Below are 16,508 nucleotides of genomic sequence, written 5' to 3'. Positions count from 1 at the left end.
AATTACATTAAGAATTATAATACCCATAGAATTCAACGGAAGTTGGGTTATCTATCACCGATAGCCTATCGAAAACAGACCGTTTAATCGCCTCTCTTTTGCCCTCTCACTTTTGGGGGTCAGTGCCATAAAGTGGACATCTTTTTTATTGGTAAAGTAATTATAAAATTTTTATGAGTTATAAATTCAGTAATATCAAGGAATAGTGAGAGAGGATTTAGCTTCACGAGCGGCTGTTTTTAATAATAAGTCGAGTCGGCCTATTGACAAAAGGGCATCATATGTTTGACTCGTACTCGTTTTTTGAGAGTGTTTATCCATTTCTTTTTCAATATGCAAAAGAAATCTCCAGATACTTACCAATAAAATTATTTTGTAAAATAATGTACGGTTTTTGACTATATAAAAAAGAAGCTTCTATTTTTTGTCAGATGATTTCAGTTGGTTGTTAATGTTCGTGTTTATCCTTTGTATATCAAGATGATTGTGAACGAAAAAAATGTAGTTAGTTATATGTTGCTAAAAGTTGGTTAAACTAGATTTGCATAGGGACTGAATCTGAAAAAATGAATTTTTAATGATAAAATTTTGTTTGGATTTGAACTTATTAATAGAAAAAGCGAACAAAATATTTGTGTTATATTTGTGAATTGAATAGATTACGCATTTTTGCTAATAAAGATAATTTTTTTATTGTAAATGTTCGTGTTTTTAATTATAATATTATAGAAAAACGAATAAGGAGAGATGAAATGAAACGGAATGTTCCGTATTTAATCGTAACACCAGGTGTTATTTTGCTATTATTTTTTATGATTGTACCATTGGTAAACAGTATCTGGCCGACCATTTTTACAGATGCAGGAGCGAGTGTAAAACCTTATACGGATTTTTTGACGGATGATTATAATCTGAAAATCTTTATTCGTACGATACGGGTATCGGTAATCGTGACTTTAATTTCTGCAGTTTTAGGTATTCCAGCAGCCTATTATATTGCAGGAGTCAGTAAAAAATGGAAGAGTATTTTAATGGCAATGACGATGTTTCCTTTGCTGACGAATTCTGTTATCCGCAGCTTTGCCTGGATAAATATTTTAGGGAAATCAGGTGTAGTTAACAATGTATTGTTAAGCTTGGGAATAATTGATCAGCCTCTAACTTTATTGTATACAGAATTTTCAATTATTGTCGGTTCGGTCTATCTTTTTCTGCCTACAATGATTATGACTTTAGTTGGGGTCATGGAGAATATTGAATCAGAGACATTAGAAGCAGCTGAAACATTAGGTGCCAGTCCGTTTAAAGCCTTTTATAAAATTGTTTTGCCGCTGTGCACACCAGGCGTAATTGTTGGGAGCATACTGGTTTTCACTGGAACAATGACAGCCTATACAACGCCACAGCTGCTAGGCGGAAATAAAAATATGCTGCTGGCAACCTTCCTTTACCAAAAAGCGTCAACTCTGGGAGACTGGACCTCTGCAAGTGTAATTGCTTTGATTATGATTGTGACGACGTTGATTGTGAACAAGGGATTAAATATTATAGCGGCTCGTTTAGATAGAAGGGAGTTAAAGAATGCGTAAACAAAAAGGAATGACTCTGATTGCGGTTTTGGTTTTTGCTTTTCTATTTCTACCGTTAGTGGTCATCGTTGTGACTTCTTTTGGCAAATCAGCTACCATCCAGTTTCCAATTAAAGAATTTTCTCTGGACTGGTATCAAAAGGCGCTGACCTCTGACACATTTATGGGCAGCTTTAAGCTGAGTTTGACAATTGGTATTGGAGCTACGCTTCTTGCGCTTCTGGTTGGCGTTCCAACTTCGTATGCACTATCACGTTATAACCTTAAAACTAAGAATATTCTAAAGAGCTTCTTTCTTTCACCGACGATGATTCCCGGTATTGTAGTGGGCTACTCTCTCTTTCAGTTTGTAGTAATTCAGCTTCGCCTACCGGTAATGCAGGGGCTTTTGATTGGTCATTTTCTAATCAGTCTGCCGTATATTATCCGCGTAGTAGGTTCAAGCATGGAGCAACTGGATTTTTCTATTGAAGAAGTGGCGTGGACGCTAGGATGTACTAGGGCTAGGGCGTTTCTACAGGTTGTTTTGCCAAATGTATCTTCTGGAATTTTTGCAGCATTTATGTTGGCTTTTGTGAATTCCTTCAATAATGTTCCTGTCTCGATGTTCTTATCAGGTCCAGGTGTGACAATGCTGCCGACTTCATTACTGAGCTATATTGAATACACCTATGATCCAACGGTATCAGCTATATCAGTAATGATTATGCTGCTGACGATTTTGCTGATGTTTGTTATTGAAAAAACCTTGGGGCTGGCCTCTATCGCCTAGTAAAAAAGCTTTATGCCTTTATAAATAAAATGGACGATTACTGAATACAGGAGGAAGAATGTGAGCTTTGTAAATTTAAATAAGATTCGTGTCAGTTATGATGGGAAACAAAATATATTGGAAGACTTAAATATTTCGATGGAAAAAGGTGAGCTGGTTTCCTTGCTAGGACCTAGCGGCTGTGGGAAAACAACTACGCTGCGGGTAATTGCCGGTTTGATTTCACCGAATGACGGTTCGTTTAAGCTGGATGATCAAGAGCTTGTAAAAGTACCGGTGCATAAGCGGAATTTTGGCATGGTTTTTCAAAGCTATGCGTTATTTCCTCATTTGACGATTGCAGAAAATGTGGCTTTTGGTTTGAAGCTTCGCAAAGAAAAGAAAGAAACAATAAACGAAAAAGTAGCAGCTATGCTGGAAATATGCGGGTTGGGTCATTTGGGTGACCGCTATCCTAAACAGTTGTCGGGCGGTCAGCGTCAACGGGTAGCCTTAGCACGTGCCTTGGTAATTGAACCTAAGCTGCTTTTACTGGATGAACCCCTGAGTAATCTGGATGCGAAGCTGCGTGTGCAGATGCGGATTGAAATTAAGAGAATTCAGCAGCAGCTGGGAATTACAACGGTTTTTGTTACACATGATCAAGAAGAGTGCTTTTCAATCTCTGATAAAGTAGCGGTAATGAATAATGGGGTTATCGAACAATACGATACTCCGGAAACAATTTACCGCAGCCCTAAGACGAAATTTGTGGCTCATTTTATAGGTTTTGAAAATTTCTTTGCTGTAGATTGGGTAGCAGAAGGTCGCTATCAGGCAAAAGGCAGCGTTTTTGAAACCAGTTATAAACAGCAGCCAGCTGACAAAATCGTTGCAACCATTCGCCCGGAGGATATTGAAATTGCTTCGGAAGCTGAAGTCAATTGTGTTGATGGACAAGTAGAAGTACGAACATTTTTGGGAAAAAGCTATCAATATGAAGTTGTCACTTCTCTAGGTAAGTTTCTAGTTAACGGTACGGATAAACAAATTTATGAAGCAGGCGATACAATCGTACTGCACTTTCCAAAGGAAAAAATTGTTCTTTTGGAAGATAAATAAAAAAATTAAAAGTGAAAAGAGGAAAAAGTTGTGAAAAAACGTTTTGCATTAGGTTCATTGGTATTGGCGAGTGTATTAACTTTAGCAGCCTGCGGTGGGGGCAGCTCAGACGGATCTTCAACAGACAAAAAGGCATCCAAAGATTTAGTTGTATCAACCTTCGGCTTAAGTGAAGATATCGTAAAAAGTGATGTAATGGCGCCTTTTGAAAAAGAGTTTGACGCTAAAATCACAATGGATGTAGGAAATAGCGGAGACCGTTTCAACAAGCTGGTAAGTAATCCGACAGGCATTGATGTGATTGAGTTGGCGCAGGCAAATTCTGCAGATGGTGCCTCTAAAGAGTTGTTTGAAAAGCTTGATGAGAAAAAAATTCCGAATGTAGCGGAATTGACCGATGGAGCTAAGGAAGTGTTCGACAGCGGTGCAGGTGTTCCCATAGCTGTTAACAGTGTAGGAATTGTTTATGATAAGGAGAAGGTCGGTAAAGAAATCAAAGACTGGTCAGATTTATGGGATGCATCTTTGAAAGGAAAAATCTCTATTCCTGAAATTACAACAACTGCCGGTCCATTGATGATGTATATTGCCAGTGACTACAGCAGCCAGGACATCACGAAGGATGATGGGAAAGCAGCCTTTGATGCATTGGAAGAGCTGAAGCCAAACATTGTTAAAACTTATGCAAAATCTTCTGATTTGGCGAACATGTTTCAGGCAGGAGAAATTGAAGCGGCAGTTGTAATGGACTTTGCCTATGATATTATCAAGGGAGAATCTGATACGATTGAGTATGTGGTACCGGAAAGCGGCACCTATGCAAACTACAACACAATTAATATTCCTAAAGAAGCTGCCAACAAAGAGCTGGCATACGAGTTTGTAAACTATAGAATTAGTGCGGATTCACAAAAGGCTAAAGCGTTGTCGCTGAACGAGGCACCAACTGTCAAAGGTGTTGAGCTGACAGAGGAAGAAGCAGGCAATATGACGTATGGAGCAATTGCAGACCGTGCCAAAACAGTGGATTTTGATTTTGTTAATGGCCAGCTGACAAATTGGATTGACCAGTGGAATCGATTGATTAATCAATAAAAATATGAAATGACTGGGACGGAAGTGAAGTTCCAGTCATTTTTTTAGAATGAATACAGCTCTAGGGAACGAAAAAATTAAAATGATTTACTGCAGCACCTCAAGGAAGAATCTACTGAAAAAACGTTTCGAAAAAAGTTATAATTGATAAACCGACAATAAAGTGAGGCGTAGAAAAAAATGAACATAGATCTATTAGTTAAAAATGTACAGGCTTTTAATACCATAAAACAGAAATTTGAAAAAAAGAATGTTGCCATTAGCGGAGAGAAATTTTACTACATAAGTGCTCAAGAGCTGGATTCGCTGAATCCGGAACAGGTTATTGAAGGAAACGGCCGCTACATGATACCGGGACTAATTGATATCCATATGCACATTGAAAGCTCAATGACAACGCCGACTATTTTCTCAAAGTCCGTTCTACCGTTTGGCGTAACAACGGTTGTAGCCGATGCACATGAGATGGCTAACGTTTTTGGTATTGATGGCTTAACTGAGTTTATGGCAGCAGACACGGAGGTGGATATTTTTCATGCAATTCCATCTTCTGTTCCTTCCACCACTCCTGAGCTGGAAACCACTGGAGGAATCATCGGGCTTGCGGAAACTGCTGAGCTGTTGGAAAATCCTAAAATTGTTTGTCTTGGAGAAGCAATGAATTTCAAAGGGATTGCGAATGAGCCGGAGTCTTTGATTCGGCAAATTATCGATCTTTGTCGTGAAAAACGACCAACAATGCCTCTAGAAGGACATTGTCCTAAAATTTATGGTGAAGATTTGGCAGCATTTCTTTATAGCGGTATTTCTTCCGATCATACCCACCAGTTTCCTGACTCTTTGGCTGAAAAAATTGAAAGCGGCATGTTTATTCAATTTCAAAATAAGTCCATTACACCAGAAAATATGGCAGTGATTGTTGACAACAATTATTATGAGTTTGCTTGTATCATTACCGATGATGTAATGGCGGATGATCTTTTAAAAGGTCATCTAAATGAGAATTTGAAAAAGGCTGTTCAAGCAGGTTTGCCGCTGGAACAGGCAATTTATATGACGACTTATACACCAGCTCGGCGAATGGGCTTTAATGATAGAGGAATAATTGCGCCTGGAAAATTGGCAGATTTTATCTTATTAGAGGATTTAGAAAGCTTTGCTATTGAGTCGGTTTATAAATCAGGGAAGCGTATGTATACTAAAGGCGATAAAGTTAGTTATCCAGCTAAAATAGAGGAGTTTCCGCCGTCGTATTTGAAATCAGTCAAATGTAGAAAGCTAACTGCCGCAGACTTAAAAATTCCGGTTAAAACAGAAAAAAGCAGCGTTCGCTGCAATGTCATTCAAAAGCAGGAGATTGGAACCTTTACAGAGCGCATCACAAAAGAGCTGCCGATTAAGGATGGATTTTTAGATTGGGAAAATTCAGACTGCGCATTGCTTGTTGTTATGGAACGTTATGGTAAGAATGGCAATATTGCCTATGCCTTGATGGAAGAACCTATCAAGGAAAATGGCAGTATCGGGACAACTTGGGCTCATGACCATCACAATGTTATGGTTATGGGAACGACCAGCGAGGCTCTTCTTAAAGCTCAGCATGAACTGCTGGCTATGCAGGGGGGCTATGTAGTAGTCGGTGAACAGGAAACACTGGCGGTATGTCCGTTGCCTATTGGCGGTATTTTATCCCAGGCACCTATTGAAGAATTAGGGACGGCACTTCAAAACGTTCGCCAAGCAATGCAGCAGCTGGGCTACAAGAATATGAATGAAATTATGTCCTTCTCTACGTTGTCTTTACCAGTTTCACCAGCAATCAAAATGACAGATAAAGGAATGATGAATACTAGAACACAGGAATTCTATCCATTAGTGTTCCCGGAAGACGGTGTAATAGGATGAGTACGCTAATCACAAACGTTCATATACTGACAATGGATAACCAGATGAAAGAGTATAAAAACGGCTATGTTTTGGTAGAAAAGGAGCGAATTGTCGCGATAGGAGACTGGCAGCATCAGCCCTTGGACGCGGACGAGGTGGTCGACGGCAATGGAGGACTACTTCTACCAGGATTTGTTAATACCCATACACATGTTGGAATGATTCCTTTCCGTTCATTAGGAGATGATGTGCCGGACCGACTGCGCCGTTTCCTGTTTCCTTTAGAAGCTTATATGACAAAAGAGCTTGTTGGAGCCAGCAGTGCTTATGCTATCAGTGAAATGCTATTAAGCGGTGTAACCAGTTTTTGTGATATGTATTATTTTGAAAATCAAGTTGCTGAGGTTTGTGATAGCTTTCAAGTACGAGCGCTAGTTGGGGAAACAGTCATTGATATGCCTACCTGCGATAGCGAACAGCCGTCTGGCGGTATAGAGTATTGCAGGGAATTTCTGCCAAGGTGGAAAAATCATCCGTTGGTTACGCCTGTAATTGCTCCCCATGCACCAAACACGAATACCTATAAAGGATTGGAAAAAATTGTCGCTATGAGCGAGCAGCATCAGGTTCCTATAACAATGCATGTGGCTGAAATGGATTATGAGCTAAAAGAACTAAGTGATCGTTATCAACAGACTCCATTTGAACTTTTAGAGCAAATTGGCTTTATGAACCGTCCTTTTATCATGGCGCATTGTATTCATGCAACGGATGAAGATATTCTGCTGACAGCAGGCTATAGGGAGAATGTGAAAGTCGCGCATTGTATTGGCGCAAATACGAAATCAGCAAAAGGTGTCGCTCCTGTTAAAAAGATGCTGGCAGCCGGTCTAAGCGTTGGATTAGGAACAGATGGACCCAGTAGTGGGAATACATTGGATTTATTTACTCAAATGAAGTTATTTGCCAATTTTCATAAAACCTGGGAGCTGGACCGGGCGCTATTTCCAGCGAAAGATATTGTTCGGCTGGCGACTAGAGGAGGTGCTGAGGTACTGAATCTCAAAGATACCGGTATAATTGCAGCTGGTAAGAAAGCGGATTTTATCATAGTTGAAACACAGTCAGTCAATATGTTCCCGTTGTTTGATCCATATTCTGTGCTGGTGTATTCGGCGAATGCCTCAAATGTTCAGCATGTCTGGGTAAATGGAAAGCAGCTGGTGAAGAATCATCAGCTTGTTAATCATGACTTGAGGGAGATTAAGGCAAAGCTATATGAGCAAATGAGTGATTTTGTAGTAGAAGCTAAAAAAAGAATGTAGGAAAGCGGATAGAAAGAATAAATAAGAATAAAGTGACTCTTGAAAAGGTTCATCCACAATCTGAGAATCTGTGGAAAGAAATAAACTTCTCCTCTGTTATGATCAGCTCCACGAGTTGGTAATTTTTGCCATTGAGGAGTATGAGCTCTTTCATTGTTTTTCATTCAAATTTCAGTGTACAGGTTTTTCTGTGACTTCGAAGGAAAAATATTTTTTCACTCACTAAAGGCACCTGCGCTGAACTCATCATATAGTGAATTCAGCATAGGTGCTTCTTGCTTGAATTTGAAAAAACTCTAAAAAGTTAGTTGAGAGAAGAAAACTATATGTCCGCTTTTTGCTCCTGTTTTTTTGAGTGAACTTGCTGTTCTCTGGTCTTTTTCAAAAATAAAGCAAACGGTATTGACACTATCAGCAGTACAAAAGCTGAGAACATCTGTCCATTTAACACGTACACATCCCAAAAGGCATTGATTAGAGCATGAAAGACAATGCATAGATAGATACTGTTGGTATAGTTATAAAGACCACCCAGTAAATAAGAAAGAGAAAGACAAGCGACAGAGAAATAAAGAAAATTCATTGTTGATTGATTGGAGCCAGCAATAAACCATAAGGGTACATGCCATAAGGTCCAGATAACAGCAACAATCGTATCGCTAGCAAAAACTGAATATTTTTTCTGGAGTGCAGGCTGCAGGAAACCCCGCCACCCTATTTCTTCGATTCCTCCCCCAATAATCATAATAGGAAACTCAAGAAACGCAAGATAAATCGGCAGCTTTTGGACAGCTCCGCCAAGTAAAACAGGTAAAAAGGCAAAGCTAAAAGCTAAAAGGATTATAACTAAATAAATAGATACTGAATGACGAAAATTGAGGATATTCCCTAAAAATTGCTGCCACTCATCTTTGCTGCTGCTTTTTTTATGCATGATTAATTCACTAATAGCTGGTGAAATCCCACCGAAAATGAATAAAATCATGACAATTGGATGTTGAAAGGGCATATGCAGACATTGGGTCAAGAAGATTGCCCCTCCCCATAGGCTCCATGATAAAGTGAATGTGAAAGCTAAAAAATGTGAAATACTTCGCTTATGATTCATTTGATTTTCCTCCCGTTAATAATGATAATACAGATATATTCAATGCTTCAAACAGCTTTGGAATATTGAGTGTTTCCTTCTTTATTTTTTGGTAATAGCATTGATTGATGATAGAACCGGTGATACCGTCAATTGCACCACTCATAAACGATAGGATTACTTCAATTGAAAATAGAGGGGTAAATTCTCCGGATTCTATTCCTTTAGAAATTTGGATCATGACTTGCTTCATCCAATATTGTCCTTGCGCCTGTTCATTTAATCGGCCTAAAATCTTTTTTTGCCGATCAGGCTGACTAGCAAGCATTGCTGTCAGTTCATATTGGATTTTTCCAATTACTGAAACGTTGCTTTCAACATATTCACCTAGAAATACAAATAGCTTTTGAAGATTGTCAGACGAAGAAGTTTCTGGTTTGATTATTTTATCTAAAATTGTATAAAAATTTTCGTTGCTGCTTTGCTGATTCAAGGAGCTTACTAAAAGATCGTCTAAATCTTCAAAATACCGGTAAATTCCTCCTTTACTGATGTTTATTTCCTTGATTACATCCGTCATGGTTATTTCATACAATACTTTTTTTTCACAAACGGCTAGAAAGGCATTAATGATAGCCTGTTTCTTTGTTTGAATATACTCTTCAGTTACTTTGGGCATAATAAATTCCTCCTGTTTTTAAAAATGAGACACATCTCATTTATTATAATAACAGACTGTTCCGGAGATGGCAATATAAAAATGAGAGTATGTTCATTTTTTTGGGAATAAAAAAAGTTTAGGATAAAATAAAATCCTAAACTTCTTGAATTATCTACATAAAATTAAAGCATGGAGAAGAAGCAGTTGCTTTAAGAATATACCGAAATTCATTCGAAATATTGTAATGCACTTTGTATGAATTTTAGTATACTCATTAAAGCTGAATCCCTTAATAGGATTTTGATGAAATACCTAACTGCTATTTTAAGTTGTCAGTTAATCGTTTTGCGGTTGGTGTCGCAGCTAGACCGCCTTCTGCGGTTTCTTTGAAAATACTTGGCATTTGACGGCCAACCTGATACATAGCCGCTATTACCTCATCAGGAGGAATCACACTGTTGATACCAGCTAAAGCCATATCAGCAGAGATGAATGCCTGAGAGGAGCCAAGTGCATTGCGTTTTACACAAGGAACCTCCACCAGTCCAGCTACCGGATCACAGATAAGCCCCATCATATTTTTAAGTGTAATGGCAACCGCTTGAGCAGCTTGTTCTGGGGAGCCGCCAGCCGCACAAACTAATGCTGCACTTGCCATAGCACTGGCAGAACCTACCTCCGCCTGACAGCCTCCCTCAGCACCGCTGATAGAAGCATTATTTGCGATGACCAGTCCGAACGCACCCGCAGTAAACAAAAAATCAAGCTGTTGTTCGTGAGTCAGCTGTAGACGGTGGATGGCAGCCATTAGAACACCCGGGACAACACCGGCACTACCGGCAGTAGGCGTTGCGCATATCAAGCCCATATTTGCATTAACCTCATTAACGGCGACTGCATTGCGGACGGCAGTAAGAATCGTCTCACCACTTAGAAACTTTCCTTCCGCTATGTAATTGTTTAGACGAGCAGCATCTCCGCCAGTGATACCGGTGACAGAGGTTACACCATTCACCCCTTCAACGATGGACTGCTTCATTACAGTTAGATTCTTATTCATTGTTTCGATAATCCGCTCACGAGGACATTCATGTGTTTCCATTTCAATTGTAATCATTAATTCAGCTACAGAGGAGAAGCTTTGCGCCTGCTCCACAAGCTCTTTTATAGAAAAAAACATCCTATCACCTTCCTCTATTTAAGTAGTCAAAATGACTGTTCTATATTTTTTTCCTGCAGCATTGCGCTGCTTTAACGTTTTAAAGACATTAGTCAAAATAGTTTACGTTGTGAATATCAGGAATCTCGGTTAGTTTTTCGACAACAATCCCGGCAGAACGCTGGTCAACCTCAATAATCATGATGGCTTTTTCACCTTTGGATTCTCTGGTCACAGTCATCGTACCGATGTTGATTCCCAGCTCGGAAAGCTGATTTGTCACTTTGGCAATCATCCCAGGAACATCCTGATGAACAATAATAAAAGTAGGGATTCCCATATTCAAAGAAATTTTAAAGCCATCCAGCTCAGAAATCTGAATATTACCGCCGCCTATGGAAATGCCTGTCACAGATAGCTTGCGTTTTCCCTTGGAAACTAACAGCTGAACAGAATTAGGATGATCTGCTTTCTCGTTTTTAGGAACGAATAACACTTCCAAGCCTTGCTCATGCGCGATTTTCAGCGAATCGGCCAGCCTGGGATCATCCGGTTCCATCCCAAGAAGTCCGCCAACCAAGGCAATATCCGTCCCGTGACCTCGGTAGGTTTTAGCAAATGATTCATATAAATAGATATCTACAGTGTCAGGCTGCTCTCCGAAAATGGTTCGTACGATTTTCCCAATTCGGGCTGCGCCGGCAGTATGTGAACTGCTGGGACCAATCATTACAGGTCCAATGATATCGAAAACACTTTTATAGCGTTGCTGTTCCATGGTTTTCTCTCCTTTATCCTTAACTTAGTCCGTACTTCTACTATTATTATATAGAATAGCACCGCATGTAGTTTATCACATGAGATAAAAAGAAAAAAGTGTTGAGAAAATACATAGAAAATATTTTTAAAGAGTTGACAAACTATATAAGTGAAGGAGAGTGTTCAACAAAATGGTCAAAAGGAAACAGCATCGAAAGAAGTAACCGCAGTCATCTATCAAGCGCCAATTGATCGAAGTTCTAAGTTTCGCTATAGTGTAGGGAAAAGCCGGCAGCTGATTCAGCTTAGAAAATTTTTACCGTTGCCGCTTTATCAGCTGCTGATAGGAAACGTAATGGCAGGCTGATTGAGAAAAAATACTTGGAAATAGCATTGAAAAAAAAAGGCAAACCGTGTATACTATCTAAGTGTGCATTTTTGTACACGTCTATTCCTGGTGTTTTCAGGAGAGACTAGTGGGAGGAGAAATCTTCATCTCCAATTAACCACATCACGGACTCAAGGAGGTATGTCTCGTGGCAAAAAAAGTAGAAAAATTAGTTAAATTGCAAATTCCTGCAGGTAAAGCAACACCAGCTCCGCCAGTAGGTCCAGCATTAGGTCAAGCGGGTATCAACATTATGGGATTCACTAAAGAATTCAATGCTCGTACAGCTGATCAAGCAGGTTTGATTATTCCAGTAGTAATCTCTGTATATGAAGACCGTTCATTCACTTTCATTACAAAGACACCACCGGCTGCAGTATTGTTGAAAAAAGCTGCAAAAATCGATAAAGGTTCAGGCGAACCAAACAAAAATAAAGTAGCTAAAGTAACTAGCGATCAAGTAAAAGAAATCGCTGAACTTAAAATGGCAGACCTAAACGCAGCTAACGTTGAGTCAGCAATGCGCATGGTTGAAGGAACTGCACGAAGCATGGGGATCACTGTAGAATAATTTTTACACAGGACATCCTAAAGAAGTAGCTTCTCAGTCGGTTTCATATTGAAAGATATGAATTACGTGGGAGGTTCTACCGTTATAACCACAATCTAGGAGGAAACAAAATGGCTAAAAAGAGCAAAAAATTGCAAGATGCATTGAAAAAAGTTGATAGTACTAAAGCTTACTCAGTAGCAGAAGCGGTAGCTTTGGCTAAAGATACAAGTATTGCTAAATTTGACGCAACTGTTGAAGTTGCTTACCGTCTAAATGTAGACCCTAAAAAAGCAGATCAACAAATCCGTGGAGCAGTTGTACTGCCAAACGGAACTGGTAAAACACAGACTGTTTTAGTATTTGCTAAAGGTGAAAAAGCGAAAGAAGCAGAAGCTGCTGGCGCTGACTATGTTGGCGATGCTGACATGGTTAACAAAATCCAACAAGGCTGGTTTGACTTCGACGTAGTTGTTGCAACTCCAGACATGATGGCTGAAGTTGGTAAACTAGGTCGCGTATTGGGTCCTAAAGGTCTGATGCCTAACCCTAAAACTGGGACTGTAACGATGGACGTAACAAAAGCAATCAATGAAGTAAAAGCTGGTAAAGTAACTTACCGTGTTGATAAAGCTGGTAACATTCATGTTCCAATCGGAAAAGTATCATTTGATACAGACAAACTGATTGAAAACTTCAATACAATTAACGATGTATTGTTGAAAGCTAAACCTTCAGCAGCAAAAGGTCAATATATCAAAAATATTTCAGTGACAACTACATTTGGACCTGGAATCCACGTTGACCAATTTTCTTTCTAATTAGAAAAGTGCAATAGCCCGTTTAGATTGTGAGGAAATTTGTCTATTTACCGAATAATCTGGACTATGAAGCTAGATTGATAGAAAAGCTGAATAATTAAAAAAATTATTGACTCAACTGCCTTATCTATGGTAAGGTAGTTGAGGTTAATGAATAACTGTACCGAAGACAGCAGGTGACATACGTCTTAATTTCCTGCCGAGGACGCTGGCATTGATAATTATCAATATCAAAAGGTCCCTCTATGTCTACGGTGGCATGGAGTTTTTTGTTGTTTATACAGCTTTTTGAAGAAAATGCTGTATAACAGTGCTTCCATATGTTTGAAGCCTCAAAACTTCACCATCAAAATCAGGAGGTGAAATAAATGAGTGAAGCAGCAATCGCTAAAAAAGCAGGTCTAGTTGATGACGTAACTGAAAAATTCAAAGCAGCAGCTTCTGTAGTCATCGTTGACTACCGTGGTTTAACTGTTGAAGAAGTAACGAACTTACGTAAACAACTGCGTGACGCTGACATTGAAATGAAAGTTATTAAAAATTCTATCCTTTCACGTGCAGCTAAAAAAGCTGGTTTAGAAGGTCTTGATGAAGTATTCACAGGTCCTACTGCTATCGCATTCAGTAACGAAGATGTAGTTGCTCCAGCTAAGATTATGGATGAATTTGCTAAAGACGCAAAAGCATTAGAAATCAAAGGGGGAGTTATCGAAGGCAAAGTTTCTTCTTTGGAAGAAATTACTGCTCTTGCGAAACTACCAAGCCGCGACGGTTTACTATCTATGTTGTTGTCTGTTCTACAAGCACCAGTCCGCAACGTTGCCTACGCTGTCAAAGCAGTGGCAGAAAAAGAAGAAGTTGCTTAATTGCAGCCTAGCATCATAAAAAAATTAATAAGTGAAAACTTAAATGGAGGAAATTAAAAATGGCATTGAACATTGAAAACATTATTGCTGAACTAGAAACAGCAACTATCTTAGAACTAAGTGAATTAGTTAAAGCTATTGAAGAAAAATTTGACGTATCTGCAGCAGCTCCTGTAGCAGCAGCAGGTCCAGCAGCAGGTGGAGCAGCTGAAGAACAAACAGAATTCACTGTAGAATTGACTGCAGCTGGCGACCAAAAAGTTAAAGTTATCAAAGCAGTTCGTGAAGCGACTGGTCTTGGCTTGAAAGAAGCTAAAGCTGTAGTTGACGGAGCTCCTGCACCAGTTAAAGAAGGCATTTCTAAAGACGATGCTGAAGCATTAAAAGCTGCTTTAGAAGAAGTTGGCGCTTCTGTAACATTAAAATAATTCTATTAGATAGAGTTGAAGACGGTATCTTTCCAAGAAAGATGCCGTCTTTTTTTGTTTTATGCAATTTGTGTCGTTAAGAAAAAATCAGAGACATTCTAGTTTTGTTCATTTGTTATTCCGTTGAAAAAAGAACAATGAACCCTCCTCGATACCCATCTTGTATCCCCTTCAAGAGGCCGATTTTCTTCGAATATGAATCTCCGTTATTTGCCTGTATGCGCCCCAGTCATCAATAAATGGCCTTTTACCTGTAATCTTCTTAAAACATTCCCAAACCCATGACTAAATCAAAATAGTATTGAAAAATAAAGAGAAAAGGTATTATGTGAGTAAAGATAAGGAGTTGAAATAGTATGAATAAAAAAGATAAAAATAAGCTGGAAACTATTCCAATGGCGGATGTAGAAGAAGAAATCAGCAGCTTTATCCTGAAGCACAACCCCAAACTGACGATGAAATCGGTTATTACTTATCCAGAGCTTTTAAATTACAGAATGAACTATATTCGGGAACTATTATCGGATGAATCATTGAAAAATGAACAGCTAAACCATTTGATTCATAAACATCTTCAAGAGAATGAAGTGATTGTAGAAAAACTAAATAAAAGAACAGGTGAAAAGCTTAGTCTAGGGCAGCGAACAGCTGATGCAATTGCTAAATTTGGAGGAAGCTGGCCATTTATTTTTATATTTCTTTTTGTTCTATTTGCTTGGATTGTACTAAATAGCACAGCTTTGATTTTTCAGCCATTTGATAAATACCCGTTTATCCTGTTAAATTTGATGCTATCTTGTTTGGCAGCTATTCAGGCACCGATTATTATGATGAGTCAAAACCGACAAGAAGACAGAGATCGAGAACAAGCAAAGAAAGACTATAAGGTTAATTTGAAAGCGGAAATAGAAGTCAACGTTTTGCACGAAAAAATGGATTATATGATTAATGATCAGTGGCAGCAGATGGTCAAAATTCAGAATATTCAACTGGCCCTTTTAGGAGAGCTGCAGGAACAGCTGGAAGAAATGAAAAAAACTGAGAAAGACTGATTTTATAGCTTTAAATAAAAATAACGGACGTTACCTAAAATAGAAGCTTTTAAGTATTTTATAAAGAACATTATGTTTCTGTCATACCATATTACTTGATAGAATGACCCCTTCGCTATTATAATGACAATATGAGCAGTTCGTTTGACTTGCTTGGAAGGGGAGAGTTTGATGTTTGATTATACAGATACAGTGCTATCAGTAATGCAGAGAGTTGAGGTATACAATGAAATTTTCACAACGATTTCCAAAGAGATTCAGCAAGAAGGCTATGAACAAACTGTAAATAGAAAGAAGAAGGATACTTACGTCTTTTGCAGGAATAACGTGAATCGTTTGTTTATCGAGGATGAGAATTTTAGAAAAGTACTTGTTCCTTATGGAGAAAAAGCTGCTACTCAGCTTTTATGTAAAGGGTTGGATGCCTATAAACGTGGTGTCTATTATTGGATTGATGCAATGGATGATAGTTGTATGATTGTGGATGATGACAAATTTGCTCATGGTTTAGATCGGATTAGAACGTCGTTTGAATTAATCAATCAGGCGTGTAAAGAAGCTTGTGGCGGAATAGAGAGCGCCCACAGTGTACACAAAATGTAGACCTTATTTTTTTGAAAAGTGTATCGTAATAACGATGATTGTAATTATTTTTTGTAGTCCTTAATTAAAGTAGATAAAAAGTGGTAAAATGAAGAAATTTATAGAGCTTGGAACAAAAAAACAGGAAGTTTCTGATTTTGTTTCAGGCTTTTTTATTTTGAAGAAATAAACTTTGCCAAGTCCTTTCGTGTCTGCTGAGCCATTTGGCGTCGCTTTTTTAGTCTGACAAGCCCTATAGTGAATCAAGTTGATGTAAGCGTCTTGAAAATAGCTGTTAATTTCTGATTTTCTGACAGATTTGGGAATAGATTAGTGATTAGGCATTTTGGGAACCGATGATCTAAAGGATTATCTGATTAATTATA

General features: G+C 38.6%; 18 protein-coding genes and 1 other annotated feature. Of the genes, 14 read left to right on the top strand and 4 right to left on the bottom strand.

From position 1 onward, the window contains the following. Window positions 1-6 precede the first annotated feature (6 nt). The 7 genes from ACPWSO_RS02225 (at window position 7) to ACPWSO_RS02195 (ending at window position 7,769) form a co-directional block, all read left to right on the top strand. Window positions 7-87, top strand: coding sequence for an IS3 family transposase (locus ACPWSO_RS02225; RefSeq protein WP_426081163.1), 81 nt, complete (start codon window positions 7-9; stop codon window positions 85-87). 665 nt (window positions 88-752) lie between these two features. Next, window positions 753-1,589 (top strand): ABC transporter permease, encoded by an 837-nt coding sequence (locus tag ACPWSO_RS02220; protein ID WP_426081148.1) that lies wholly within the window; start codon window positions 753-755, stop codon window positions 1,587-1,589. Further along, a complete protein-coding gene (locus ACPWSO_RS02215; protein ID WP_426081147.1) occupies window positions 1,582-2,361 on the top strand; it encodes an ABC transporter permease in 780 nt (259 codons plus the stop codon). Before ACPWSO_RS02220 ends, ACPWSO_RS02215 begins: the two co-directional genes overlap by 8 nt. A gap of 60 nt (window positions 2,362-2,421) precedes the next feature. Further along, a complete protein-coding gene (locus tag ACPWSO_RS02210) occupies window positions 2,422-3,462 on the top strand; it encodes an ABC transporter ATP-binding protein (RefSeq protein WP_426081146.1) in 1,041 nt (346 codons plus the stop codon). Window positions 3,463-3,492: 30 nt separating this feature from the next. Beyond that, a complete protein-coding gene (locus ACPWSO_RS02205; protein WP_426081145.1) occupies window positions 3,493-4,557 on the top strand; it encodes an ABC transporter substrate-binding protein in 1,065 nt (354 codons plus the stop codon). Between the two features lie 180 nt (window positions 4,558-4,737). Continuing rightward, entirely contained in the window at window positions 4,738-6,462 is a 1,725-nt protein-coding gene (locus tag ACPWSO_RS02200; protein ID WP_426081144.1) for an adenine deaminase C-terminal domain-containing protein, read from the top strand. Beyond that, window positions 6,459-7,769, top strand: coding sequence for an amidohydrolase (locus tag ACPWSO_RS02195; protein ID WP_426081143.1), 1,311 nt, complete (start codon window positions 6,459-6,461; stop codon window positions 7,767-7,769). The genes ACPWSO_RS02200 and ACPWSO_RS02195 overlap by 4 nt, the downstream gene beginning before the upstream one ends. 322 nt (window positions 7,770-8,091) lie before the next feature. On the opposite strand, the gene ACPWSO_RS02190 is transcribed toward ACPWSO_RS02195, so the two are convergent. The 4 genes from ACPWSO_RS02190 to sdaAB form a co-directional block, all read right to left on the bottom strand. Beyond that, window positions 8,092-8,877, bottom strand: coding sequence for a CPBP family glutamic-type intramembrane protease (locus ACPWSO_RS02190; RefSeq protein ID WP_426081142.1), 786 nt, complete (start codon window positions 8,875-8,877; stop codon window positions 8,092-8,094). After that, complete coding sequence (locus ACPWSO_RS02185; RefSeq protein ID WP_426081141.1) at window positions 8,867-9,535, bottom strand: TetR/AcrR family transcriptional regulator; 669 nt, start codon at window positions 9,533-9,535, stop codon at window positions 8,867-8,869. Before ACPWSO_RS02185 ends, ACPWSO_RS02190 begins: the two co-directional genes overlap by 11 nt. A 301-nt stretch (window positions 9,536-9,836) precedes the next feature. Further along, entirely contained in the window at window positions 9,837-10,697 is an 861-nt protein-coding gene (gene sdaAA, locus ACPWSO_RS02180) for an L-serine ammonia-lyase, iron-sulfur-dependent, subunit alpha (protein WP_426081140.1), read from the bottom strand. Window positions 10,698-10,785: 88 nt separating this feature from the next. Beyond that, window positions 10,786-11,454 carry an L-serine ammonia-lyase, iron-sulfur-dependent subunit beta gene (gene sdaAB / locus ACPWSO_RS02175; RefSeq protein ID WP_426081139.1) on the bottom strand — a complete coding sequence of 223 codons (669 nt, stop codon included), beginning with the start codon at window positions 11,452-11,454 and terminating at the stop codon, window positions 10,786-10,788. Between the two features lie 150 nt (window positions 11,455-11,604). Between sdaAB and ACPWSO_RS02170 the strand changes: the two genes are divergently transcribed. The 7 genes from ACPWSO_RS02170 (at window position 11,605) to ACPWSO_RS02140 (ending at window position 16,143) form a co-directional block, all read left to right on the top strand. Further along, a complete protein-coding gene (locus ACPWSO_RS02170) occupies window positions 11,605-11,802 on the top strand; it encodes a hypothetical protein (protein WP_426081138.1) in 198 nt (65 codons plus the stop codon). Between the two features lie 169 nt (window positions 11,803-11,971). Continuing rightward, complete coding sequence (rplK, locus tag ACPWSO_RS02165; RefSeq protein WP_426081137.1) at window positions 11,972-12,394, top strand: 50S ribosomal protein L11; 423 nt, start codon at window positions 11,972-11,974, stop codon at window positions 12,392-12,394. A gap of 110 nt (window positions 12,395-12,504) precedes the next feature. After that, a complete protein-coding gene (gene rplA, locus ACPWSO_RS02160) occupies window positions 12,505-13,194 on the top strand; it encodes a 50S ribosomal protein L1 (RefSeq protein ID WP_426081136.1) in 690 nt (229 codons plus the stop codon). Between the two features lie 145 nt (window positions 13,195-13,339). Next, window positions 13,340-13,475: a sequence feature (ribosomal protein L10 leader region), on the top strand. A gap of 87 nt (window positions 13,476-13,562) precedes the next feature. Next, window positions 13,563-14,060, top strand: coding sequence for a 50S ribosomal protein L10 (rplJ, locus tag ACPWSO_RS02155; protein WP_426081135.1), 498 nt, complete (start codon window positions 13,563-13,565; stop codon window positions 14,058-14,060). A gap of 59 nt (window positions 14,061-14,119) precedes the next feature. Beyond that, window positions 14,120-14,488, top strand: coding sequence for a 50S ribosomal protein L7/L12 (gene rplL, locus ACPWSO_RS02150; RefSeq protein ID WP_426081134.1), 369 nt, complete (start codon window positions 14,120-14,122; stop codon window positions 14,486-14,488). A gap of 356 nt (window positions 14,489-14,844) precedes the next feature. After that, window positions 14,845-15,540, top strand: a complete 696-nt coding sequence (locus ACPWSO_RS02145) for a DUF1003 domain-containing protein (protein ID WP_426081133.1) — start codon at window positions 14,845-14,847, stop codon at window positions 15,538-15,540. Between the two features lie 171 nt (window positions 15,541-15,711). Beyond that, on the top strand, window positions 15,712-16,143 hold the full coding sequence (locus ACPWSO_RS02140; RefSeq protein WP_426081132.1) for a hypothetical protein: 432 nt from the start codon (window positions 15,712-15,714) through the stop codon (window positions 16,141-16,143). Window positions 16,144-16,508 lie beyond the last annotated feature (365 nt).

This window comes from Enterococcus sp. LJL51, from assembly GCF_049894025.1.
Taxonomy (GTDB): domain Bacteria; phylum Bacillota; class Bacilli; order Lactobacillales; family Enterococcaceae; genus Enterococcus_L.
Note: the sequence above shows the minus strand (reverse complement) of the source record. Positions and strands in the feature narration are given on the sequence as shown.